This is a genomic window from Agrobacterium tumefaciens, from assembly GCF_017726655.1.
Taxonomy (GTDB): Bacteria; Pseudomonadota; Alphaproteobacteria; order Rhizobiales; family Rhizobiaceae; genus Agrobacterium; species Agrobacterium tumefaciens_B.
In genome coordinates, this window is record NZ_CP072308.1 from 1,698,843 (window position 1) to 1,723,763 (window position 24,921).

22 protein-coding genes are annotated in these 24,921 nt (G+C 58.9%); 5 read left to right on the plus strand and 17 right to left on the minus strand.

The annotated features are described in order from the left end of the window. Positions 1-377 precede the first annotated feature (377 nt). Complete coding sequence (locus tag AT6N2_RS08460) at positions 378-644, minus strand: hypothetical protein (RefSeq protein WP_209085596.1); 267 nt, start codon at positions 642-644, stop codon at positions 378-380. Positions 645-910: 266 nt separating this feature from the next. Between AT6N2_RS08460 and AT6N2_RS08465 the strand changes: the two genes are divergently transcribed. From AT6N2_RS08465 to AT6N2_RS08475, 3 genes are all read left to right on the plus strand, one after another. Further along, entirely contained in the window at positions 911-1,069 is a 159-nt protein-coding gene (locus tag AT6N2_RS08465) for a YqaE/Pmp3 family membrane protein (RefSeq protein ID WP_077224834.1), read from the plus strand. Positions 1,070-1,107: 38 nt separating this feature from the next. After that, positions 1,108-1,260: a hypothetical protein gene (locus AT6N2_RS08470; protein WP_155737521.1), complete on the plus strand. Its 153-nt coding sequence runs from the start codon at positions 1,108-1,110 to the stop codon at positions 1,258-1,260. Positions 1,261-1,379: 119 nt separating this feature from the next. After that, positions 1,380-1,622, plus strand: coding sequence for a DUF982 domain-containing protein (locus AT6N2_RS08475; protein WP_209085598.1), 243 nt, complete (start codon positions 1,380-1,382; stop codon positions 1,620-1,622). 84 nt (positions 1,623-1,706) lie between these two features. On the opposite strand, the gene AT6N2_RS08480 is transcribed toward AT6N2_RS08475, so the two are convergent. From AT6N2_RS08480 to AT6N2_RS08505, 6 genes are all read right to left on the minus strand, one after another. After that, the gene (locus AT6N2_RS08480; protein WP_209085601.1) at positions 1,707-2,099 is read right to left on the minus strand and encodes a PRC-barrel domain-containing protein; all 393 of its coding nucleotides are present in this window, start codon (positions 2,097-2,099) and stop codon (positions 1,707-1,709) included. Positions 2,100-2,224: 125 nt separating this feature from the next. After that, entirely contained in the window at positions 2,225-3,106 is an 882-nt protein-coding gene (locus AT6N2_RS08485) for a helix-turn-helix transcriptional regulator (RefSeq protein WP_063949589.1), read from the minus strand. 109 nt (positions 3,107-3,215) lie between these two features. Next, positions 3,216-5,387, minus strand: a complete 2,172-nt coding sequence (locus AT6N2_RS08490) for a TonB-dependent siderophore receptor (protein ID WP_233282498.1) — start codon at positions 5,385-5,387, stop codon at positions 3,216-3,218. Positions 5,388-5,583: 196 nt separating this feature from the next. Then, on the minus strand, positions 5,584-7,260 hold the full coding sequence (locus tag AT6N2_RS08495) for an ABC transporter permease (protein ID WP_209085607.1): 1,677 nt from the start codon (positions 7,258-7,260) through the stop codon (positions 5,584-5,586). A gap of 71 nt (positions 7,261-7,331) precedes the next feature. After that, a complete protein-coding gene (locus AT6N2_RS08500) occupies positions 7,332-8,348 on the minus strand; it encodes an extracellular solute-binding protein (RefSeq protein ID WP_063949586.1) in 1,017 nt (338 codons plus the stop codon). A gap of 153 nt (positions 8,349-8,501) precedes the next feature. Then, entirely contained in the window at positions 8,502-9,551 is a 1,050-nt protein-coding gene (locus tag AT6N2_RS08505) for an ABC transporter ATP-binding protein (RefSeq protein WP_209085610.1), read from the minus strand. 349 nt (positions 9,552-9,900) lie between these two features. Here AT6N2_RS08505 and AT6N2_RS08510 point away from each other — a divergent pair, with 349 nt between their 5' ends. Further along, positions 9,901-11,613 carry a long-chain fatty acid--CoA ligase gene (locus AT6N2_RS08510; protein ID WP_209085613.1) on the plus strand — a complete coding sequence of 571 codons (1,713 nt, stop codon included), beginning with the start codon at positions 9,901-9,903 and terminating at the stop codon, positions 11,611-11,613. Between the two features lie 127 nt (positions 11,614-11,740). Continuing rightward, positions 11,741-13,366: a glucose-6-phosphate isomerase gene (pgi, locus tag AT6N2_RS08515; RefSeq protein WP_209085615.1), complete on the plus strand. Its 1,626-nt coding sequence runs from the start codon at positions 11,741-11,743 to the stop codon at positions 13,364-13,366. Between the two features lie 61 nt (positions 13,367-13,427). Here pgi and AT6N2_RS08520 read toward each other — a convergent pair whose 3' ends face one another. The 10 genes from AT6N2_RS08520 to AT6N2_RS08565 all read right to left on the minus strand — a co-directional run bounded on the left by AT6N2_RS08520 (position 13,428) and on the right by AT6N2_RS08565 (position 24,889). Continuing rightward, on the minus strand, positions 13,428-14,156 hold the full coding sequence (locus AT6N2_RS08520) for an esterase family protein (RefSeq protein ID WP_209085617.1): 729 nt from the start codon (positions 14,154-14,156) through the stop codon (positions 13,428-13,430). Next, positions 14,153-15,118 carry an acetylxylan esterase gene (locus AT6N2_RS08525; RefSeq protein ID WP_209085624.1) on the minus strand — a complete coding sequence of 322 codons (966 nt, stop codon included), beginning with the start codon at positions 15,116-15,118 and terminating at the stop codon, positions 14,153-14,155. The genes AT6N2_RS08520 and AT6N2_RS08525 overlap by 4 nt, the downstream gene beginning before the upstream one ends. A 124-nt stretch (positions 15,119-15,242) precedes the next feature. Next, on the minus strand, positions 15,243-16,169 hold the full coding sequence (locus AT6N2_RS08530) for a carbohydrate kinase family protein (protein ID WP_063949580.1): 927 nt from the start codon (positions 16,167-16,169) through the stop codon (positions 15,243-15,245). 98 nt (positions 16,170-16,267) lie between these two features. After that, complete coding sequence (locus AT6N2_RS08535) at positions 16,268-16,966, minus strand: orotate phosphoribosyltransferase (protein WP_209085627.1); 699 nt, start codon at positions 16,964-16,966, stop codon at positions 16,268-16,270. 146 nt (positions 16,967-17,112) lie between these two features. After that, complete coding sequence (gene pyrC, locus AT6N2_RS08540) at positions 17,113-18,150, minus strand: dihydroorotase (protein ID WP_209085630.1); 1,038 nt, start codon at positions 18,148-18,150, stop codon at positions 17,113-17,115. A 112-nt stretch (positions 18,151-18,262) separates the two neighbouring features. Further along, the gene (locus AT6N2_RS08545) at positions 18,263-19,300 is read right to left on the minus strand and encodes a proline racemase family protein (protein ID WP_209085637.1); all 1,038 of its coding nucleotides are present in this window, start codon (positions 19,298-19,300) and stop codon (positions 18,263-18,265) included. Positions 19,301-19,429: 129 nt separating this feature from the next. After that, on the minus strand, positions 19,430-20,752 hold the full coding sequence (locus AT6N2_RS08550) for an alpha/beta hydrolase (RefSeq protein ID WP_209085639.1): 1,323 nt from the start codon (positions 20,750-20,752) through the stop codon (positions 19,430-19,432). Positions 20,753-20,935: 183 nt separating this feature from the next. Next, the gene (locus AT6N2_RS08555; protein ID WP_209085641.1) at positions 20,936-22,432 is read right to left on the minus strand and encodes an acetyl-CoA hydrolase/transferase family protein; all 1,497 of its coding nucleotides are present in this window, start codon (positions 22,430-22,432) and stop codon (positions 20,936-20,938) included. Between the two features lie 296 nt (positions 22,433-22,728). Further along, positions 22,729-23,529 (minus strand): phosphodiesterase, encoded by an 801-nt coding sequence (locus AT6N2_RS08560; protein ID WP_209085643.1) that lies wholly within the window; start codon positions 23,527-23,529, stop codon positions 22,729-22,731. Between the two features lie 67 nt (positions 23,530-23,596). Then, the gene (locus AT6N2_RS08565; protein ID WP_209085646.1) at positions 23,597-24,889 is read right to left on the minus strand and encodes an ABC transporter substrate-binding protein; all 1,293 of its coding nucleotides are present in this window, start codon (positions 24,887-24,889) and stop codon (positions 23,597-23,599) included. Positions 24,890-24,921: the final 32 nt, after the last annotated feature.

The window sequence follows — 24,921 nt, forward strand, 5'->3', positions numbered from 1 at the left end:
GTCCCCCTAGCCATCCCTGAAAGCCCGGTTTCTAAGGCTTTTAAGCGATGGTGGGCGCTCCCTCCTGCGCCACCGTCTCGTACATCACAACAGTAGCGAATAAAGCAAATTGGCAATTTGCCTCCTTGCCATGCGTCCGTGGTCGGAGTAGAAAACTGGCGCTTAGAAGTGAGACATCGTGTCTCACTACCTGCCTGTAAAAGACGTTAATATTCAACGCCTTAGATTTCAGGAAATGCCTCACGTAAGCGGCACCATTTCCTTATTTTCTATCTAGTGTTCAGGTATTGGCGCCCGGTCAACGATCCATGGGCTATTGGCAGAGTCGTACCAGGTACATGGCCGGACTTACCGGCCGACCATGTAGACGCTAGTCGTCAACGAACGATCACGCCATAAACCTGGGTGCCTGATCGATAGCGCGGGCCGTGACGATAATCGCCGCGCCAGTGGTCTCGATGCCGCCACTCCCTATGGTGTCGCCAGTTTCGCCGATCGTAATCGCGGTAATATCTGTCGCGATCGTAAGATCGATAATAGACGCCTGACGAGTAGTATCCACCCGTGCGATAGCCGCCATCCTCAACGCACCCACTCAGGATGCCAACGGATAGAAGGCAGATTGCTGCGGTTAAAAGCTTCATGATCCAGTCTCCAATGACCCGGTTCAACGTTTGTCTACGTCCCCAGTTCCTCGGACAAAGTGATGATGGGCGCCTGAACCGGCACTGAACGAAGGCTCCCGCAATCGTCGTGGCGTCCGGCTGTTAAGGCGGGAGCATCATACCTCTTCGAGGGGGTCATGAGAGATAACTTTCTTCCGGCTATCGGCTTTCCTTGTGTATAGCATTGAAACAAACCGCACGCCGTCGACGTTGATTATTCAGTTTGGTCAACTGGAACAATTATCGTGGACGTTATCCGTATCCTCATCGCTATTCTCTTGCCGCCTGTCGGCGTCTTTCTACAGGTCGGTCTAGGCCTGCATTTCTGGCTGAACATTCTGCTGACGCTTTGTGGCTATGTTCCGGGAATTATCCACGCAATCTGGGTGATCCTGCGCCGATAAGCGCGCAAGTGGATCGGACGCCCACAACATTTTAGTACGTGATTAAATTCTTGCTTGCCGCTGGAACCTCGCCGGCGTCCTCACGTTATGGTGATGAACCAGCCAAGGAGACAATCATGAACCAGATCATCTACATCGTCGGCCTCGTCGTCATCGTCCTCGCCATTCTGTCGTTCTTTGGCTTCCGCTGATCCCCGTTGTCAATTCGATCACTTGCGCATATCCTGAGTTCAGGTAACACGCGACTTCAGTCATTGGTTACTCTGCTGTCGCGTGTATTTCGGGATCGCGTTGCTCTGGGAGGTGCACGATGAAGAACGAGAGATGGACAGAACCCGTCGAGGTCAATCTTGAGGCCAACGGCAAAAGCATGATCGCTGGCCCCTTTGAAGCATTGAGGCTCCTAACCGAAGGCTGGCCAAAGACTGGCGGATTGAGCTTCGTAAGGGCAAGAAGCGCCTGCCGCGCCGCCGTCGATGGACGAAAATCGCCGGAAGAAGCCCGCAAATGTTTCACTGATGCGGTTTCGGAGATGCAGAAAACCCCTCACTGAGGCATTAAGAAAACGGCTCCCAAAGGGAGCCGTTCTCTTGTGGTCTTCCAACGACCTGCTGGGCGGAAGCGGTTTACGGCGACCTTACATCCAGTAGGGCGCAACGCCGTAATAGTCATAGACCTTGCGATCCTTGGCATAAAGCAGGTCATCATCATCAAGATTGGTAAAGTGCGGCGCGTTTTCGATCTGCTCCTTGGTGAGGTCGATCCGATAGCCGTCCAATTCCTCGTCATAGTGGAGCTTTTCCCACGGCAGCGGGTAATAGTCGTCGCCAATCCCAAGGAAGCCGCCGAAGCTCAGCACGGCGTAGGCAACACGGCCACCACGTTTTTCGAGGATGATCCGCTGGATCGAACCGATGTGTTTGCCGTCAGCGCCGTAGACGCGGGTGCCCTCTACCTTGTCGCTGGCGATGAGGCTCGGCGTGTCCTTGACGTAGGGGTCCTGACCGCCACGGGGTTCCTGATGCAACATGATAGTTTCCTCCATGAATTTCTTCGTTGGTGTCACGTCATGTAAATGCCTCCACGCCAAAATCGTTCCCGGTGGAAGTCACGGGCGCCGGCTGGGATTCGAAGGGCATCGGTTACGACGTTCGGCTAGTGGCGCAGCTTCTGCCAGACCGACGGTGAAACGCCGACCATCTTGCGAAAGACCCGCGAAAAATGCGCCTGGTCGGAAAAGCCGGCTGCAATGGCGATATCGGTGAGCGGCATGTCGGGTCTCGCCATCAGTTCCTTCACGCGATCCATGCGCGCCTGCATCTGCCACTGATGCGGTGGAACGCCGGTAGAGGCCTTGAACGCATGGCTGAAATGGGATTGCGAAAGATTGGTGAGCTGCGCCAGTTCCTCCAACCGGATCGACCGCAAGCAATTCTCGCGAATATAATCTGTCGCGGCGCGCAATTGCCAGGCGGCAAGCTTGCTGCGTTTCCTCACCGGCTCCCGCCTGACCTTCAGGTAATCCGTGAGCAGCGCAAGCACGAGACTTTCCCCATAGAGATCGTGAAGGGGATCAGGATTGTCACATTCCGCGGCAATCAACCGGGCGAGCGCCAGAAGCTTCTCGTCCTCGAACATCAGATGCGGGTCCAGCAGCCCGTGCGGATCGAACCCCTGCACCAGGCGCGCGCCTAGCAGTCCCGCGTCGAAATGCAGATCGAGATGACGCACAAAGGAGACATTGCTGAGTTCGGCCTCAACATCCAGATCGGCGGGGACGAAAGATATGCGATTTGCCCTGGACGCCACATGCATGTCACGGCGATGCCGGTTCATCATGAACCGGCCGTCATCCTTCCCGTCCATATCGAGGAGGAAAACAAACCGCGGGTCCTTGCCAACGTAATGGCCGCCTGCCTTCGGGGCGCAACGCACATCCCAGAGGTCGGCGACGATGCCGTTCCAGACACGCGAGCGTGGGCCGCCGATGACGGCGAAACCCTCGATCTCGTTTTCCATCCGCACACGGAAGGCCATGGCTTCTCAATCCAGCAAAGCGCCACGGCGCCACTATAAACATGATTATTAATTTCATGTTTATAGTGGCAAACCGCAAATCACGCAATGGCGGGCAACGGTCTCGGTCTCACCACTTCTTGGAGAGCTTGAAGGTGATGGTGCGGCTATCGCCCCAACCGCAGACCGAAACGCCGGCGCAGCTTTTCACGTATTCCTTGTCGAAGACATTGGCGACGTTGACGGATGCGGTCCAGTCGTTCTTTTCGTAGCGGATTGCCGCATCGAAGACGGCGGCATCCGGCACACGCAGCGTATTGGCTGCATCTGCCCAGGATTTACCCTGGTAACGCAGACCTCCGCCGATGCTGAGGCCTTCGAACGTATCATCGGTAAAGGCGTAATCGAGCCAGAGCGATGCGGCGTGGGACGGCACGATCCACGGCGATTTGCCGATGAGATCAGGATTGGCGTCGCGGGTGATGTCGAGATCGGTGTAGGAATAGGAGGCGAGCGCCTTCCAGTTCTCGGTGAGATTGGCTTTCGCTTCCAGCTCGAAGCCGTTCGATTCCACCTGTCCGAACTGGCCGCTCGTCGTGATGCCGCCGGACGTGTAGGAGACGATGGCGTTGTCTTTGACCAGCTTGAACACGGAGGCCGTGATGCTGCCGTCGAAGAAGGTCGGCTCGTATTTGATGCCCGCCTCGAACTGATGTCCCTCCTCCGGAACCGCAGAGCTGCCATCTGCGAGTGTATCGATCAGCGGATTGAAGAAGGTGGCGAGCGAAACATAGGGCGTCAGGCCATTGTCGAATTCGTAAGCCAGACCGGCGCGGCCACTCAGCGCGTCGTCATTGGAGCGACGCGAGAGGCCTGCCGGCAGTCTGTTGTCGAGCTCCGTGTCCACATAGTCGTAGCGGCCGTTCAAGGTCAGCAGCCAGCCGTTGCCAAAACGCAGCTGATCCTGCGCATAGATGCCGACCTGCTGCTGGGTCACGATGTTGTCGGCATAGACGAAATTCGTTCCCTGCGTCGAGCCGTAAGAGGGCCTGAGAGCGCCGATGGCGTTCGATCCGCAGCAAGCCTGCACCTGATCCAGGCGGTAATATCTGTAATCCAGGCCAAAGAGCAGCGAATGGTTGACAGCACCGGTATCGAACTGACCTTCGACGCGGTTGTCGACGCCGACGCTATCAACCTTCGACACGCCGTCATAACCGAAACGGGTCAGCATGTAGTCGTTGGTCACGGGGTCGAGGATTGGCTGGCCGCTGGCATCCGCGTTGGCCCAGCCGCCGGTATACGGACCTTTCTCGTGCTTGTAGAGATGGCCGTAGCGCGCGTTCTGGCTGACCTTCCAGCCATTGTCGAATTCGTGGCTGACCTCGTAGCCGACCATCGACTGGTAGACCCGGCCATTGTCGATATCCGGCTCTCCATAGAATGCCTTGCGGTTGAGCTTGCCGAAAGGCGCGTCCACGACCGTACCGACATAGGGCAGGAAGCCGTTGCCGACATGGACCTGATCAAGCGCGGAGAAATAGCCGTACAGTGTCGCGCTGGTCTGCGCATCCGGTTCGAAGGTGATCTGGGGCATGATGAAACCGCGCAGATCCTCGGAATAATCGGTATAATTGTCGCCGCCGGAGACTTTGCCCGTGACTCTATATTTCCAAACGCCCTGCTCATCGACCTTGTCGCCGAGATCGAAACCGAAGAAGGCGTTGCCGAAATTGTTGATGCCGATCTCGGTTTCACGAATCGGCTGGTCCTGCGGGCGCTTGCGAACCATCTGCAAGATGCCGCCCGGATTGGCGCCGCCATAAAGCACCGATGCCGGACCTTTCAGGATTTCGACACGCTCGAGACCATAAGCGTCCATCTGGAAGCCACCGAACCCGTAGCTGAACAGGTTTAACCCATCGAGAAACACGCCCGTTTGCGTCGCCTGAAACCCGCGGATGTAGAACCAGTCCGTGTCCGGGTCGGAGCCAAAGGGTTCGGTGGTCACGCCGGGCGTATAGCGCAGCACCTCATCGATCTTTGTTACGGCACCGCGGTCATCCATTTCCTGGCGGCCGACAACCGAAACGGACTGTGGGATGTCTCTTGTTTCCGTTTCAGTTTTCGATCCTGTCGCGCTCTTCTTTGCGACATAACCCCGGACCGGGCCCGTGGCGTTCTCCACGCCCTGCCCGTCAACGGTAATTTGCTGCAATACGGTCGTTTCCTGCGCTTGGCCCATCGCCGGCCCAAGCAAAACAAAAACAGCCGTTCCCAGCGCCAGACGGTTCAAGAACATCTCATGCAGATTTTTCAACATACGCCCCGAAACAGATAGCGGCCGGTGACCATATTCGACCAGCCGCAACACCTCAATTAAGATGAGTGCTTACATCAAGATTAAGGCAACGCGCTTGTCGTTTTCCGGGACGATTTGAAGCTTATTGGCTTCTCACGCGGTTTCCCCGCTTCCAGTGACATGAGAGACGGCGCTGTCAGCCCTGACGACGGCCGATCCTCGCCAGCAGCACCACCGGAAGAACGCCGATGACGACAATCGCCAGCGCTGCGATGGACGCTTCCTCATAGGTCCCGCGCGCTGCTTCGCCATAAAGATGGGTCGCGAAGGTTTCGAAATTGAGCGGACGCAGGAGAAGCGTTGCGGGAAGCTCCTTGACGCAATCCACGAAGATCAGCAGTGCGGCCGCAGCCAGCGATGCCTTGGACAGCGGCAGATGGATCTGGCGGAACGTCTGCGTTGCCGATCGACCCAGCGTTCGCGCAGCATGATCGAAGGATTGCGGAATGCGGCTGAGACCGGCATCGACGCTGCCGGCCGCGATGGTCAGGAACCGTGCGGTGTATGCATAGATCAACGCGGCACCGCTGCCGATGAAGATGAGGCCTGTAGATATGCCCAACCATTGACGCATGGTCTGATCGACGAACCGATCAAAACCGCCAAGTGCGATGAGGACGCCGATGGCGATGACGGTGCCGGGAGCCGCATACCCGACCGTCGACAGCCGAAACGACCAGAGTGACACCCGACCCGGCGCAAGCCGCATGGCGTAGGCAACCGCAAGCCCGAGGACAAGGGTGATCGCGGTCGCCAGCCCGGCAAAGAGGATCGTGTTCAGAGCCTCTTCGGCAAAACGGGCAGACAGTCCGCTGAAACGGAACCGCTTCCACGCCTCGATGATGAGATAACTCGCCGGACCTGCAAAACCGACCACAACAGGCATGCTGCCGAGTGTGAAAGCGATCCAGCTCTTCCAACCTGACAGCCGCAATGGCCCGAGCGCCCTGCTCTTCTGGACGGAAACCGAATAACGCTGCTTTCGCCGCGCCCAGCGTTCCAGCGCAACGAGGGCAACGACGATAAAGAGCATGGAAAGCGCGATCTGGGCCGCGCCTGGCAGGTCTGATTTCGTGACCCAGGTGGTATAAACGGAAACGGTGAGCGTGCGAACGCCGAGGAATTCCGACGCGCCGATATCATTCAGCGCTTCCATCAGCGCCAGACTGACACCGACCGCAATGGCCGGGCGGGCCAGCGGCACCGCGACTTTGAAGAAAGCCGCGCGTCTGGAAACGCCGAGTGTGCGCGCCGCTTCCATCAGATTGCCCGCCTGCGTCAGGAACATCGCCCGGACGGGAATATAGACATAGGGAAACAGGACGAAGCCCAAGAGGAGGATGCAGCCCGTCATGGACCTGATATCCGGCAGGCGAAACTCGCGCGGGCTGGAGTAACCCAGCAGCCAGCGGACTGCGCCCTGAACCGGCCCGATGGGATGGAGAATATCCAGATAGGCGTAAGCGACGATATAGGTCGGCATGGCGAGCGGCAGAAGCAGCGCCCATTCCAGCACCCTGCGGCCGGGGAAATCGTAGGCAGTGACCAGCCAGGCGGCACAGGTGCCAATGATGCCTGCCAGCAGCCCGACACCGGCAAGAAGGATTGCGGTCTCCGGCAGAGCCGTCGCAAGAACGGTGGAGCCGAGATGCGTCCAGAGACCTTCCGACCCCTGCAAGGCCTGCGAGACCAGCGCCAGGACCGGCACCATGGCGCCACAAACCGCCAGCACGGAGATGCACAGCCACCACACGGACGATGATGGCGTGGCTCTGGCGGGAGACAACGAGGGCTGGGTGGCGTCTGGGTTCATCTGCTCTTGTAAAATGCGCGGGAAGGCGCCCGCGGCTGCGAGCGCCTTCCACCGTGTTATCGTTGGCTTGCTTACTTGTCGAAGCCGACCTTGTCGACCAGCTCGCTCGCCTGCTTGCGGTGCGAGACGATTTCGGTCAGCGGCTTGTTGTCGATTTTCAGCGTGCCGAAGGAAGCGACGATCTCATTGAGAGCCGCACCCTGCCGGACCGGATATTCGAAGTTGGCCTCGGCGTAGATCTTCTGGGCTTCGTCGGATACGAGATACTCGAGAAGCTTGACGGCTTCCGCCTTGTTCGGTGCGTTTTTCGCTACCGCGGCACCGGAGATATTTACCTGCGTGCCGCCATTCTTGAACGTCGGCAGGACAACCTTGATCGCCTCGCCCCACTTCACCTGCTCTTCGCCGCCCTTACCAGAACGCATCAGGCCAACATAATAGGAATTGGCAATGCCGATGTCGCAAATGCCCCCGAGGATGTCCTTGGCAACATCGCGGTCACCGCCGCCTGCCTTGCGGGCAAGGTTGTCCTTGACGCCGGCAAGCCATTTTTCGGTGTCAGCAGCGCCGTAATGGGCGATATAATCGGCAAAGAGCGCCGTGTTATAGGGGTGCTGACCAGCACGAATGCAGACCTTACCCTTCCATTTCGCATCGGCAAGGTCTTCGTAGTTGAAGGAAGAAAGATCGAGGTCCTTGGCCGCATAGAGAACGCGGGCACGCATGGAGAGCGCAAACCAATGACCCTTGGCGTCGCGCAGTTCGGCGGGAACGGCCTTCGTCAGCGTTTCGGATTCGACCGCCTGCGTAACGCCCTTTTCCGCGAGATCAACCAGGTTTCCTGCGTCGACGGTCATCAGAACGTCGGCAGGGGAGCTTGCGCCCTCGCTCAGAACGCGCTCGGCAAGACCGTCCTTGAGGAACACAGTGTTGACCTTGACGCCGCTGGATGCGGTGAAGGATTCGAGCAGCGGCTGGATCAGGCCCGGTTCGCGGGTCGTGTAGATATTGAGTTCGGCAGCATTCACCGCTCCGGCCGCAAAGGCAACCGTGCTGGCGAGCAGCGCAATTTTCGTCAATGTCGTCATGTTTCGTGTCCCTCTCCGATAGCGGCAATGGAAGCAGCAGACATCATACATGATGCATTAAATCAAGTTTTATTTCATCAAATCCGAGGCTGATTTCATCACCAAGAGTTGAAAATCGAGCCCCGATAAACATGCGAAAGGGCTTATTCAACTTTAAGTAAAAATCAGCACGCCCTTGGGATCGATGCCCACGCGGACGGCTTTCGTCTTGGGCGACGTCCGCTGCATCGTCCTCATACGAAGGGCAGATGACAGGCCCGGAACGGCAATGCCCAGTTGCTCGATCTCGCCGAGGAAGACACGGCTCGATATTTCGCCGGCGATCCCGTCTTTACCCGTCTCGTCTTCGATGATCGAAATCGCGTTCGGGCGCACATAGGCAATCGCAGCAAGACCGTCAGGCAGATTGGAGGCATCACCCAGCAGCCCGAGTGGCGTCTCAACACGGCCTTGTCTCACCCGCCCCTCAATCTTGTTGAAGGCGCAGAAGAAATCCGCTGCGTAGCGGGTTCTAGGATTGTCATGGATTTCATAACCGGTGCCGCTCTGGACAACACGACCGCGCTGCATCAGCACGACGCGATCACCGGCCGAAAGCGCCTCCTCCGGATCGTGGGTGACCATGATTGCGGTCGTTCCCAGTTTCCGCAGAAGGCCCAGCGTTTCCTCGCGGACACTGTCGCGCAACCCCCTGTCGAGATTGGAAAAGGGCTCGTCCATCAACAACAGGCCGGGCCGCGGGGCGAGCGCGCGGGCGAGCGCCACACGCTGCTGCTCCCCACCGGAGAGCGTATGCGGATACCGTTTCGCCAAATCCTGGAGATGGACATGCTCGATCATTTCGACCGTGCGCGCCCGTGCCTCGGCCTTGGGCAGAGACCGCAGACCGAACATGACGTTCTGCTCGACGGTAAGGTGCGGGAACAGCGCGTAATCCTGAAATACAAAACCGATATTGCGCTTTTCCGGCTCAACGAAAACGCCGGGGCCAGCAACGACAGCGCCGTTCAGCGATACACTGCCCTGATCGGGCGTCTCAACACCCGCCACGATACGCAGCAGGGTCGATTTTCCGCAACCGGAGCGGCCCACAAGGCAAATGATCTCACCACTTTCGACGGAGAAATCAATATCGGACAATACCTCCGTATCGCCAAATCTTTTGCCCACCGATTTCAGTTCGAGCGCTGCGCTGCCTGCCATTTCCAATCCTGCCCTGCTCTGCGTTTTTTGTTGATCGCTCAAATCAGGATTAAAGTCAAAGAGTGCTGATGATCAGCCCGCTTCACGAGTTGGGGAGATGTGCGGCAGCAATATTGACGTTTACGTTAGAGTTAAATAGGTTTCGTGATGTGATGGACGTCAAGATATTAGGAGTCTATCATTTGCTGCCGGAGAGCGAGAGGAGCGGTCTATCCGGTGGCGCGACATGAAGCGTCCGCGATCCCGCTTAAAACCGGTTGTTGCGGCGCCTCGTGAGTAAAGGCGGCGGAAACGCGAAACAATGCATTCTCGGGAATGCCCGCGAGACACAGACTCTGGGAGGAGCAGCATGAGTGAATTGTCCCTGGGACAGACGGTAAATGCCGGCATCGAAAAGCGCTGGCTCGCGTCTTATCCGCCCGGCGTGCCTGCCGAAATTCCCGCATCGCCGAACGCTTCCCTCGTCCAGCTTCTTGAAAAGAGCTGCGCCCAGTTCGCTGATCGCAAAGCCTTCAGCAGCATGGGCAAATCACTGACCTACCGTGAGCTGGAGACACAGACCCGCGCCGTGGCGGCCTGGCTGCAATCGCGTGGTCTGGAAAAAGGCGACCGCGTTGCGGTGATGATGCCAAACATCCTGCAGAACCCCGTTGCGGTCTATGGCGTCCTGCGGGCGGGCATGATCGTTGTGAACGTCAATCCGCTCTATACGCCCCGCGAGCTGGAGCACCAGCTGAAGGATTCAGGCGCGAAGGCCCTCTTCGTGCTTGAGAATTTTGCCCATGTGGCACAACAGGCCGTGCCGAAGACCGCAGTAAGGCATGTGGTCGTTGCAGCGATGGGCGATCTGCTTGGCTTCAAGGGCCACATCGTCAATCTCGTAGTCCGCAAGGTGAAAAAACTGGTTCCCGCCTATGCCATTCCCGGCTGCGTGACCTTCAAGGACATGCTGAAGGATGGCCAGGGACATTCGCTGAAGCCGGTCGGTCTGACAGCGCAGGACATCGCCTTTCTGCAATATACCGGCGGCACAACGGGTGTATCCAAAGGCGCAGTCCTAACCCACGCCAATCTTCTTGCCAACAAGGCGCAGATTAGCCTCTGGCTGGACGCCGCCTTCAACGGCCGCAAGGATCGTCCCGAAGTTCTCAATTTCATCTGCGCGCTGCCGCTCTGCCACATCTTTGCGCTGACGGTGAATTCGCTGATGGGCATTGCGCTTGGCGGCCATAATCTGCTGATCGCCAATCCGCGCGATATTCCCGGCTTCGTGAAAGAATTGTCGCATTATCAACCGCATATCTTCCCGGGCATCAACACGCTTTTCAACGCGCTCATGAACAATGAGGATTTCCGCAAGCTGGACCTGTCGTCACTGATTCTGGTTCTCGGTGGCGGAATGGCAGTGCAAAGACCGGTTGCCGAACGCTGGCTTTCCGTTGTGGGCTGCCCGATCGCCGAGGGTTACGGGCTCTCGGAAACCTCACCCGTTGCCACCGTCAACCGGCTGGATACAACGGAGTTCAGCGGCACAATCGGCTTGCCTATCTCCTCCACCGAGATCGATATTCGCGACGAGGATGGCAATAGCCTGCCAGCGGGCGACGTTGGCGAGATTTGCATCCGCGGACCGCAGGTCATGGCTGGCTATTGGCAGCGCGCGGACGAAACCGCAAAAGCGATGACGCCAGATGGCTTCTTCCGCTCCGGCGACATGGGGTTCATGGACGAGCGCGGTTACACCAAGATCGTTGATCGCAAGAAGGACATGATCCTGGTCTCGGGCTTCAACGTCTATCCGAATGAGGTGGAAGAAGTGGCCGCTGGCCATCCGGGTGTGCTTGAATGCGCCGCGATCGGCGTTCCGGATGAGCATTCCGGTGAAACCGTCAAGCTCTTCGTCGTCAAGAAGGACCAATCGCTGACGGAAGCGGAACTCAAGGCATACTGCGCCAAGAACCTGACGAATTACAAACGGCCGAAAATCATCGAGTTCCGCACCGAGCTGCCGAAATCGAATGTCGGCAAGATTTTGCGGCGCGAATTGCGCAATCTGAATTAAGCCTACGGAGCCGGGAAGCCGGCTCCTTTCTTTTGTGCAGGCGCCTTTCTTTGTCGAAGTCGCCTTGATTTGGCCGCTTGAAAAAGAATAGTTTCCTCATCCTTCCACGGAAGCCGAGGAGCATAAGATGCAGGCCACCATCGAAAAATTGAAAGCAACGGCAAGCAGCACAGCCGCAACCGATCTGCGCGCCGCTTTTGCGGCCGACGACAAGAGATTCAGCCGTTTCAGCGTTAGATTCGATGACCTGTTGATGGACTACTCCAAGTGCGCCGTTAACGAGGAGATCGTCGCGCTTCTCGAGCAGCTTGCCCGTGAGGGCGGTGTCGAGGCCAAACGCGAGGAGATGTTCTCCGGCAAGGCCATCAACTTCACCGAAGACCGCGCCGTGTTGCATACGGCGCTACGCAATCGCTCCAACACGCCCGTTTTCGTTGACGGCAAGGACGTGATGCCCGATGTGAACGCCGTGCTGGCGGCCATGGGCAAGTTTGCCGACGCGATCCGTTCCGGTTCACTCAAAGGCGCGACGGGCAAAAAAATCACAGACGTCATCAATATCGGCATTGGCGGTTCCGATCTCGGCCCGGTCATGGCGACGCTTGCGCTGGCGCCTTTCCATGACGGCCCGCGGGCGCATTTCGTCTCGAATATCGATGGAGCGCATATTGCCGATACGCTGAAGCTCATCGACCCGGAGACCTCGCTCTTCATCGTGGCGTCGAAGACCTTCACCACCATCGAAACGATGACGAATGCTGCCACCGCGCGCCGTTTCATCGCCGAAAAGCTGGGTGAGGGTGCCGTCAAGCATCACTTCGCCGCCGTCTCCACCGCGCTGGACAAGGTTGCCGCCTTCGGTATCGAAAGCGACCGCATCTTCGGTTTCTGGGACTGGGTGGGCGGACGTTATTCGATCTGGTCGGCAATCGGCCTGCCGCTGATGATCGCCATCGGGCCGGACAATTTCGGCAAGTTCCTGGATGGCGCCCACGCCATGGATCGCCACTTCCGAGAGGCGCCGATCCGCGAAAACCTGCCGATGCTGCTCGGTCTCATCGGCTTTTATAACCGTAACGTGCTGGACTATCCGACCCGCGCGATCCTGCCCTATGACCAGCGCCTATCCCGCTTCCCGGCCTATCTCCAGCAGCTGGACATGGAATCCAATGGCAAGGGCGTTACCATCGACGGCACACCAGTTGCAGGCCAGTCCGGCCCGGTGGTCTGGGGCGAGCCCGGCACGAATGGTCAGCACGCCTTCTACCAGCTGATCCATCAGGGCACGAGCGTTATCCCGGCGGAATTCATGATCGCCGCCAATGGTTTCGAGCCGGCGTTGCGCCACCAGCACCAGCTTCTCATCGCCAATTGCCTGGCGCAGTCGGAAGCGCTGATGAAGGGTCGCACGCTTGCCGAGGCAAAGGCGCAGCTCACCTCCAAGGGCATGGAAGACAGCCAAGCCGATTTCATCGCGCCGCACCGTGTCTTCACCGGCAATCGCCCCTCCATCACCTTCGTTTACGACAAGCTGACGCCTTTTGCGCTTGGCCGCCTCATCGCGCTCTATGAACACCGAGTCTTCGTTGAAGGCGTACTGTTCCGCATCAACTCCTTCGACCAATGGGGCGTGGAGCTTGGCAAGGAACTGGCAACCGGCCTGCTTCCAGTGGTCGAAGGCAAGGAAAGTGCTGCCGGCCATGACAGCTCGACGCAGGGGCTGGTGAAGGCGCTGGCAGGACTTGCCAGCTGAGAGTCGTTACGACCGCAATCTAAAAAGCCGGAGACACCTCCGGCTTTTTAATGTTGCGTCTTCAAATATAAAGCGCTGCCATCTTGCGCCACGCGCCCGCCCGATGGGCGCGGCCTTCCCAGACATGCATCCGGTGCCCCACCTGCTTGTCTGAAAGCAGGCGGCTCAGATGATGGTTGTTGTCCAGAAACGGATCGGCATCGCCGATGGTGAAGACCATGTCGATGCGGCGCAGGTGATCGAGCCGCCACGGGCAGTTTAGCCCGGGAAGAAAGTGGCTCGGCATGTGGAAATAGACGTCGTCGTCATAATAGCCGTCGAACAGATCGCCGAAGGATTCCACCCTCATCGTCAGGTCATAGCGGCCGGAAAAGGCGACGAGCTTGGTGAAGAGATGCGGGTGGCGGAAGACGAGGCTGGCGGCCTGAAAGGCGCCGAGGCTGCAACCCTGCACAATGGTGCTGCCATCAGGATTTTTCCCGGCCATCAGCGGCAGCACTTCGTTGAGAATATAGGCCTCAAGTGCGGCATGACGGCGCACACGGTCGGCGGGATGGTTATGGCCCGCGTAGAAACTTTCCCTTGCCAGACCTTCTATACAATAAAGCTGGAGGTGGCCTGCCTCCAGCTTGTCGGAAAGACTGTCAACGATACCCAATTCCTCATATTCGAAGAAGCGCCCGTCGCGGGTCGGGAACATCAGCACCTTCGCGCCGGCATGACCGAATATCAGGAGCTCCATGTCGCGATGGAGCCTGTGACTATACCAGCGGAAATATTCGCGTTTCATGACACCTTGAAAAACCGTCTGACCTTGTCCTTATGGACCGCATCTTGCGATGCGCTGTCAGGGTAATCGAAATGTCCGGCGTCGAGGATGAAGATTTCATTAAATTTCGATTCTGGCAGAGCATTGGCCACCGCGAACTGGCAGGGAGGCGCCACGGCCGGATCGAAGAGCGCGGGCGCCACCAGCATCGGCACCTTTATTCGAGTTGCGGCGCAGGCGGCATCGAATAGGCGCAGGGTTTCGAGCACATCGGCATGGGTCTTCTGATAGGTCTGGACCGCATCCGCGCTGCCGACGGTAGGCAGGGTCAGCCAGAACGGCCGGTGGCCGAAGGTCGGCACGACGAGATGGCCACGGTCGATGCGCTTATCATAAGGGATCGCCAGAGCGCCTATACCGCCACCGAAGCTGATGCCGCTATAGCCCACCTGCCCTTCCAGCCAGGGATAGAGGCTGACGAGCGTCGACACCCCGATCCAGAGGTCATCGACACAGCCTCCGATGATATAATCGTCTTTCCGCTCGATGTTATAGAGAACGTGACGCGCCGGATCAGGTGAAATCGGCGGACAGGCACTCAGCGAAATGCCCCGAAAACAGGGAAACAGCACGGCCGTCTCTTCCACCGGCACATCGAAATCCGGCTCGCCACGCCCGCCATAACCGTGGCCCACGACCAGGCCGCGGCGGACCTGTCCTTCGCGCGGCAACAGCAGCCACCCACCGATACGGAAACCGTCGGTGGAGGTGTAGGTCAGATCGAGGACCTGCCAACGGCGATCGCTCAGCTTGCTCCGGCGCAGGACCGGGCGCGGATCAGTTGCGAGCGCGCGGCGGTAGCGCTTCTCCCAAAAGTCATCGAAACCGGGTGGCGCTTCAGGGGGCGTGATGGCGAGCAACTGCTCGCGCTGCATGCCATAGGTCGGGTCGAAATCAAAAGGGTGGGTCTTCGGTACACTCATACGACGCTTGTTTCGCGAAAAAACCGCTGAGACAAGCGCGATAATGCTGCGAAAGCGGCTTTTTACGGCTTTAACGCCGGGTAGAGTGTTGAACCACCTTGTCAAAATGGCTCAACCACGCCGGTTAGAGACCAATTTCATGCGCAAAGGGTGGATTTGCCCCGGCCCGCGAAACGGTGACTGCCGCCGCCTTTGCACCGAGCGCAAGCGCCTTTCTGATCTGCTCTTCCGTCAGTGACGCCACCTGCGCCTTGGTGAGAAGCCCCTGCATTTTCAGCGAAGCCAGAATGCCGGCGTCAAATGTGTCACCCGCGCCAACGGTGTCCACGACCTCGACGCGTTCAGAGGCGACTTCGACCTTCAGACCCGAGGTGTAGCCCACGGCACCCTTGGCGCCACGGGTAACGACGACCAGTTTCGCACCATGGTGCAGCCAATGGCGGGCAAGCGTATCCTCATCGCCTTCCAGACCGAACCAGGCGAGGTCCTCATCCGAGAATTTGACGATATCCGACATGGCCGCCATGCGGCGGATGCGGGCCATGTGGGACTGCTTGTCCTTGATAAAGCCGGGACGAATATTCGGATCGAGCGAGATGACGCGGCTTTCGTGTTCGCGCGTCATCAGCGCTTCATAGGTGCTGCCGCAGGGTTCCGGAATGAGGCTGATGGCGCCGAAATGCAGCGCTTCGCAATCGGCGCCCAGTGCCGGAAGCTCGGCCTCGGTGATCATCCGGCCAGCGGTGTTCTCGTCATAGAAGGCATAGGTCGCATGGCCATCCACCAGCTTCACGAAGGCGATGGTGGTGGGGCGCGAAAGAGTGGCGCAATAGCTGAAATCCACCTTGCTGGCGCGCAGGGTCTCGCGCAGGATATCGCCCATCATGTCATCGGAAAGACCGGTGAAGAAAGCGGAGGGAACGCCGAGACGCCCCAGCGCAATTGCCGTGTTGAAGACCGCTCCGCCTGCATAGGGGGCAAAACCCGCCTCTCCCAGCGTCGTCTGCCGGGGCAGCATGTCGATCAGGGCTTCACCACAACACAGGATCATTACGGTCCTCCTCAAAACAGCAAATCAAATGGACTTAAATCGATTTAGACGAAGATGGATCGGAAGGCCAGCCACAAGCTGGCCGCCCGCATCCGAAATTAAGATTGCGGCAATTCGCTGACGCCGCCGTGCTTTGCCGACCATGGCAAGGGGTTATCAAGGAAGGCTTCGACCTCCGACAGGGTCTTTTCGTCGAACAGTTTTTCGGTGCGGGCGACCGCCAGAACATCGCGCCAGGTGGTCAGGTAATGCAGCTTGACATTGCCGTTGGCGAAGCGCGCTTTGGCCTCTTCGAAGATGCCGTAATAAAACAGCGCGATACCGTGATCCACAATGCCGCCCGCCGCGCGGATGGCGTCGATGAAGGTAAACATAGAGCCGCCGGCCGTCGTCAGATCCTCGATGACCAGAACGCGAGCGCCTTCCGGCATATGGCCTTCGATCTGGGCGTTGCGGCCGTGGCCTTTCGGCTTCTTGCGGCAATAGATCATCGGCAGGCCGAGGCGCTCGGCAAGGAAAGCGGCAAAGGGAATGCCCGCCGTTTCACCGCCGGCGACACAGTCGAATTTCTCGAAACCGGCCTCCCGCATGACAGCCGCCGCGGCGAAATCCATCGCCGCCGAGCGGATGCGCGGGAAGGAGATGAGCTTGCGCATGTCGATGTACACCGGGCTCTTCATGCCCGACGCGAAGGTATAGGGGCTTTCTGAATTAAAATGGACCGCCTTGATTTCCCACAACATCTTCGCAACCAGTTCCGCGACGACGGTGCGGTCGGTGAATGTGAAATGGTTCATAGGCGTTCTCCTTTTAGGCCCTGGTTTCTCGCTCCGAAAGCCCGGTTGGGCGCTCGGAAAGCATGCATCATTGTTCGGCATGTCGTCGCCCGCCGAGGTGCCGGCAGACCATAACAAAACCGCCGGCAGTGCCGGCGGTCATAAAATCAGTTCACGTCCCAGTGAAGCGGGAACATCGGGTCGAATACGGTCACCGGCCCGGCGCCCGTTTCGATCTTGGCCGGGAATGACACTGGCTCGTCACGCTTGACCAGCGTGATCGTCTCCTCATTCGGCGTGAGCCCATACCAGGCGGGACCATTCAGCGAGGCGAAGGCCTCCAGCTTGTCGAGGGCGTTTTCGTCCTCAAAGACGTGGGCAAGGCAGCTCATCGTATTGATGGACGTGTAGATGCCGGCGCAGCCGCAGGCGCATTCCTTCAGCGGATCCACATGCGGGGCGGAATCCGTACCGAGGAAGAAGCGAGCGTCACCCGATGTCGCGGCAGCCCGCAGCGCCAGCCTGTGCTCCTCGCGCTTGGCGACGGGCAGGCAGTAATAATGTGGCTTGATGCCGCCGACCAGAATGGCGTTGCGGTTGATGATAAGATGATGGGTGGTGATGGAGCCGGCGAGATTGGCCTTGGAAGACTTGATATAGTCGACGCCATCTAGGGTGGTGATGTGCTCCATCGTCACCTTGAGCTCCGGCAGGCGCTGGCGCAGCGGCTCCAGAACCGTATCGATGAAAACCTTCTCGCGGTCGAAAATATCGACTTCCGGTGTCGTCACCTCACCGTGCACGCAGAGTGGCAGGCCGATCTTCGCCATGCGCTCCAGAACCGGCATGGCCTTGTTAAAATCGCGGACACCGCCGTGAGAATTGGTCGTCGCACCCGCGGGATAAAGCTTAACGGCGGTGATGAGGCCGCTTTTCTTGCCCTCTTCCACGTCGTCGGCGTCGGTATCCTCTGTCAGATAGAGGGTCATCAGCGGCTCGAAGCGATCGCCCGCCGGGATCGCCTTGACGATGCGCTCGCGATAGGCGCGGGCATCGGCCGTGGTGACAACGGGTGGCACCAGGTTCGGCATGATGATGGCGCGTGCGAAATGGCGGCTCGTATCCCCGATCACCCCTTCCAGCATGGCGCCATCACGAAGATGCAGGTGCCAGTCATCAGGGCGGCGCAGGGTGAGCGACTTCATCGGGATACCTCGGAGCATGATGGAATTGCGCCCGCTTAGCATCTTTTGTCGCGGGAAAACAGCCGCCCGACACGATCAGGCAGCCGTAAATGTCATTTTTTTAAAGCGTGCTTCAGATGTTGCCCGCTTCCGGACCCCAGACATCGGTCATGGCGAAACCATCGGCCAATGGGTCGAAGGGATCGAGGCCGACCTGATGCAGACCGAAGGTAAAGCCGCGCCCGGCAATGGTGGGAATGACGGCCGGACGGCCGGCCACTTCGGTCACGGAGGAAAGGCCGACATCGAATTCCGAACCGATGATCGAGCGGGATTTATACTCGTCGCCCACCTTCACCTTGCCGCGCGCATAAAGCGTGGCGAGATTGGCGGAATTGCCGGTGCCGCAGGGCGAGCGATCCGCCCGGCCCGGCCACATGGTGGTGCAGGTGCGGATGGAGCCATCCGCATCCACATCACGGAACATCACATAGGCAACGCCTGATATGGCCGGGATTTCCGGATGCACAACGGTCATTTCGCGGTTCACCAGGTCCTTCAGGATCATGCCCGCCGAGACCAGCTTCGCGGCATTGGCCTTTTCGATCGTCAGGCCGATCTGGCGGACATCGACCAGCGCATAAAAAATGCCACCGTAGGAAATATCCATCGTCACCCTGCCCCATTCGTGCGTGTCGATGCTGACATCGAGCTCATGCACGAAGGACGGCACCATGGTCAGCTTGACCTTTTCGCAGCGCCCGTCGCGGCAGGTGGCCGTTGCTTTGACGAGACCAGCGGCCGTTTCGAGAATGATAACAGTTTCCGGCTCCTGCATCTCCACCATGCCGCTTTCCAGAAGCGCCGTCGTCGCGCAAATGGAATTCGAACCCGAACTGGCATGTGCCTGATCCGGCTGGAGAATGACGAAGGCGGCATGCGCCTCCGGATGCTTTGGCGGCAGCAGCAGATTGACCGAGCCCATCGGCGTGCCGCGCGGCTCCAGCGTCAGGAAGCGGCGAAGCGCCTCGCCCTGCGGATCGGTATTCATCCAATGAAGCTGCTCAGCGACCGTGTTGCCGGGAATTTTCGGCGCGCCGCCGGTCACGACACGGCCGATTTCGCCTTCGCAATGGACATCGAGAAGCTGGAGGGTGCGTTTCCAACGCATGGGGGTCTACTCCGGAAGTGGGGTTGTTAGCCCAACCATACAGATAAAAATACAAGCTGTATACAAATCTGCGAGGCGCGATGACAAAAACGCCTGACGTTCTCGCAGCGCTCCGGCCGCAACGGGGCCTTAGCGACTGCGGCACTCCGCCCGGTTTCGATTGGCGGCAGCATCGCAGTTGACCCTGGAAGACTGAAGCGCCTGATCGTCCACCACGGAACCGGCCGTATCGCCCACCGATCCGACGGTGTTTTCGACGGATCGGCCAAGCCGCTCCACCTGCCTGCCATAATTCTCCCGCGTGCGCGGATCGAAGACCGCAATCGGCGCGCTGACCACCACGCTGGCCGCCGTTCCGACGGTTTGCGCGGCACCGATGCTGACCGCGCCCAGCGCCTCGCCCAGACCGACGTCGGAATCCGTCACCGTCTGGCCCGCGATAAGACGGTCGCCGATCAGGCGGACGACCTCGGGGCTCTCAGCAAACTTGCCGTGGTTCAGGCGATCACCGGATTGCAGCTTGGTGAGATCGAGAACCGTGATGCCGGCCTTTTCCAGCTGGCTGCGATAGGGCTCAACGGAAGGATCGATCTGACCCAGGCGATCGACATTGCCGGAAATGCGGCGCGACAGGCTGAGCGCGCGGTCATCCTGCGAGACGAAGAGCGTGAATTTCGGCGGCATCTTGCCGAGGCTGGTGAACTGTCGGCTAAAGACGTCCACATCGAGATCAGGCGCCGCCAGAATGACATTGCTGATCTTGGGATCGACGCGGCCGTTGCGGATGGCCATCTGGCGCAGTGCCTCCACCGCAAGCCAGGTGCCCATGGAATGGGCCATGACGGTGACTTCGCGAATGGATTTGTCTTTCGCCAGTCGCGTCAGCATCTCCTCCAGCGAATCGCGGGAATAGTTGGTGCTTTCCTTATCGTAATTATAGTCGAAGATGCTCGCGCGCGACGGCCAGGTGAACACGACAGGCACGACATCCGTGCCGGAATCATGGACGATCTGGGCGAAACGGTAGACGGATTCTTCGTAACGATTGTTGAAACCATGCACGAAGACCAGCACCCGGCGATCCTTGGCGATATTCTTACTGATCCAGCTTCTGGTTTCGGCTTCGGAGCGGATCGGCTCAATCGCAACCGTGGTAAAATCCTTCAGCGGATTGGGTGGCAGTTTTTTCGGCCATTGCACCTGACCGATCTTGCGGTTGGCGGCAGGCGGAATGGAGACCGTGACCGCATCGACCTTCAGCCCCGTTCCCCGCTCGCCGCCGAAAAGAACCGCGGGATTTTCGGAAGGCGCGCGCGTTGTCGCAACGAGGAGATTGACCGGCGTCGTGCCAGCCACAGTTTGTCCCGTTGGCGTCATCACGCCGATCGGCCGCCCGCCGCAACCGGCAAGCAGGGCGACAATCGCTATCATGGCGACGAAGCGAATGGGCATTACATCACTCTCCTGCAACCCTGAGGCAGCTCGATAGCGGCTGGGTGGAGAGGATTTTCTACCGGAGGCGGAACTGTCGCGCCAGCAACCTAAGCGGCGTGGCGGGCACTTTCCCCACCGGTGTGTCCAAACGGACCCAATTGCCGGTCGAAAGAACGGTAAGTGGACACCCTGCTTCAACGCCTATTGCTGAGGTCGCATCGTGCCCTTTTCCCACAGCGCCTGATGCCACGACAGCGCCTCTTCGATGAGATGCGGCGTGTGCCCGCCCCGCGCTGTCGCCCGGTGATAATAGTCAGCCAGCGCATCGCGATAATCCGGATGGACGCAATTGGCAATGATGACAGTGGCGCGCTCGCGGGGGGCGAGACCGCGTAGATCGGCGAGACCCGTTTCGGTGACCAGAATATCGACATCATGTTCGGTGTGATCGACATGGCTGACCATCGGCACCACGCTTGAGATTGCGCCACCCTTGGCGATCGACTTGGTAACAAAAATGGACATATAGGCATTACGGGCAAAATCGCCGGAACCGCCAATGCCGTTCATCATATGGGTTCCGCCGACATGGGTGGAATTGACGTTCCCGTAAATATCGAATTCCAGAGCTGTGTTGATGCCGATGATGCCGAGACGGCGGATGACTTCCGGGTGATTGCTCACCTCCTGCGGGCGCAGGATCAGCCTGCTCTTGTAGTCTGCAAGACGCGGCATGACCTTTTCGTTCATGGCGGAAGAGAGCGTAATTGACGAACCGGAGGCGAAGGTGAGCTTGCCCGCATCGAACAGTTCGAAGGTCGAATCCTGAAGAACCTCCGAATACATTTTAAGATCATGAAACGGCGTATCGATGAAGCCATGCATAACGGCATTGGCGATGGTGCCGATGCCTGCCTGCAACGGCTGGAGTTCGTGGGTCATGCGGCCGTGACGGACCTCGTTCAGCAGGAACTCCGTGAGATGCCCGGCAATCGCCTTTGTCTCGTCATCAGGCGGCAGCACCGTCGAAAAACTGTCGCTCTTATCGCTCAGCACGATGGCGGCGATCTTTTCCGGCGACACCGGTATGAAGGGCAAGCCGACACGGCTATCCGTCGCGACCACGGGAATGGGCATGCGGGTCGGGCGTTTGGCGGGAATGAAAATGTCGTGCAACCCTTCGAGCACCTCGGGCTGGGACAGGTTGATCTCGACAATCACCTTATCGGCCAGGATCGCGAAGCTTGCGGAATTGCCGACGGAGGTGGTGGGCACGATGCCTCCGTCTGCCGTAATCGCAACTGCTTCAACGATGGCGATATCGACGCCGTGGATCTGGCCGCCGCGCAATTGCTCGACCGTTTCGGAAAGATGCTGATCGATGAACATCACCTTCCCGTCATTGATCGCCTTGCGCAGAGCCGGATCGGACTGGAACGGCATGCGACGGGCCAGCATGCCGGCCTCGACCATGGTCTTGTCGAGATCGTTGCCGAGGGAGGCGCCGGTCATCAGAGTGATTTTCATGGGGTTGGTCTTGGCGCGCTCGGCCAGCGCCAGCGGCACGGCCTTGGCTTCACCGGCGCGCGTAAAACCGCTCATGCCCACCGTCATGCCATCCTGAATGAGACTGGCAGCCTCTTCGGCACTGACGATCCTGCTCAAGAGGGACGCGTTGCGGATACGCTTTTCAAGCATGCACTTCTCCATGATCTGTCATCACGATGGCACGGCATTTGGTCGGCCATCTCGCGGCGACTATGGCGTGCAGTTTCATCGGTGAAACTGACATAGATCAAGAGTTTGAACGGAACCATGGCTTTGGCGCAGCAAATCCCGTTCAACAGATCGGTAGTGGTGCATCGGCGCGACAGGCCGTGGGGTCTTCAGACGATCGCAGCCTCCCGGTTGCACAGGACTTCCGCCAGACCTCTGCCTCGCGGGCAAGCGACGAGGCGAAGGCGCCTCATCGCAGTCCGAAGAATCACCGCTTGTCAGGGGCCTTCGCAAACGGGCGCCTGGCCCAGAACGGCCTGCCCAACTTCCGCGTCATAGGCACGCAGGCCGAATGCACCAAGGCTTATGACCCGGTAACAGGGATTACCACCCGTCCACAGCGGATCGACAACATCAATATCCGTGATGAAACGATGGGCGCAGGCCTGACCGGAACTATAGGCAATGCCCTCCGCGGTCGTACCTGCCATCGGCACATGGATATGGCCAAAGATGATGTGACGCACACCGGCCGGGTGAGCGGCGAGCCGGCGCATGACAGCACCATCATCATGCATGCCGATATGTTCGAAATGGCGGATGCCGCAATCCATCGGCGGGTGATGAATGAACACCGTCACCGGCAGATCGCCCGCGCTTTCCAGCGCACTCCCCAGCCATGCCAGACGATCCGCGCCATAGATGCCGCCGATCACATCGGCTTCGTGGCTGTCGAGAAACAGAAGGCGACCGAAATCCGTATCGATGAAGGACTGGATATAGCCGTTATCGTCGCGCGGCTGTTCCGGAAAGGCCGCCACGAATTCAGGACGGCGATCATGATTGCCGAGCATCAACCTCGTGGGAATGGAGACGGGCGCAAGGATATCACGCAGCAGCTCATAGGCCTCCGGCTCGCCGTAATTGCAAAGATCGCCTGTCATGACGAGAAGATCGGCATCGGCGTGTTTTTCGACGATATCGGCGATTGCCGCGCGCAGCTGCTTTTCCGGGTCGACGCCGTTTATCGCGATGCCGGGCGGCAGAAGATGGGTATCGGTGATCTGGATGATCTTCATAAGAGGGTCTTTCTGCGCAAAATGGCTGCGGGAACGGATTTCCCCGCAGCCTCTTTCATGGCTCTGCTTATTTCAGCAGGGCGTTGGTCTGCTCGACAATCTGCTTGAGACCCGCTTCCGGCGTTACTTCACCGCGCATGACGGTGCCGATGATGTCGCGCTGGGTGCGCCAGATGCGGACGGAATCGCCACCCGGATAACCGGCCCAGGGGAGCGAACGGTCAGCCTGAAGCGAAGCGGTCTTCACATTCGGGTTCTCAACATAATAAGGCGCGAGGAAGTCCGGGCCGGTTGCCAGCTTGTTGGTCGGCAGGTAGCCGGTAATGCGAACGATGGTGTTCTGTGCTTCCGGACCGGTGATCCACTTCAGGTATTTCCAGGCAGCATCCTGCTTGGCCTTTTCCTGCGTCAGGATGACGGCAGAGTTGCCGCCGGTCGGCACGCCGCCCTTCTCCTTGTTGTCGAGCGGGAAGGTCGCCGTCTTCAGTTTGAAGCGATCGCCAACCAAGCCCTGGATCGTCTGAACGTGAGCGGGCGTGGAGAAGATGAAGCCGGTGAGGCCTGCACCGAACTGCTGGCGCGACTGATCCCAGTCGAGAAGGTTCTGGCCACCTTCGGTGACGAACTGACGGGTCATCTTCAGGGCGTTGAGGCCGATCTCGTTGTCGAAGGCAACGGTCTTGGTCTTCTCGTCAACGAGCTTGCCGCCCTGTTCGACGATGAGCGCCTGCCACAACCAGTCATCCGGCCAGCCATTGATGTCGTAGCTCATGCCGGCAAACTTGGGGTCGAGAGCCTTGATCTTCTTGGCGAGAGCGATCAGCTCAGGGAAGGTTGTCGGCATCTTGTCCGGGTCGCCGCCAGCCTTGGTGACGAGGTCGGAGTTGATGTAGATGATCGGCGAGGATGCATTGACCGGCAGGCCGTACTGCTTGCCATCGATCTGGCCAAGCGCGGCCATCTTGGGGCTATAGTTCTTGTCGAGGAAAGCCTGACCGCCTTCAGCCTGAATGAACGGGCCGAGATCGGTGATCTGGTTGCGCGGTGCGAGCGTGTGCACCAGTTCCGCCGTCAGATTGTAGCCAGAGAAGTAAACGTCGGGCAGATTGCCAGTGACGGCAGAGCGCAGAACCTGCTGCTGCCCTTCGTTATAACCGGCTGCTGGAGCCAGGAAGTTGATCTTCACATCCGGGTTCTTTTTCATGAATTCATCGGCCAGCGGCTGATGAAACTTGGTGAAGCCCGGCAGGTTGTAAAGAACATTGAGCGTGATTTCATTGGCCAGAACCGGCTGAGCGAGGCCCGCAAAAGCCATGCCGAGAGCCAGACCGCCCATCACAGCGCGTCGGTTGAGTTTCATGTCAGTCTCCAGAGAGGTTGGGAGGAGGAAAT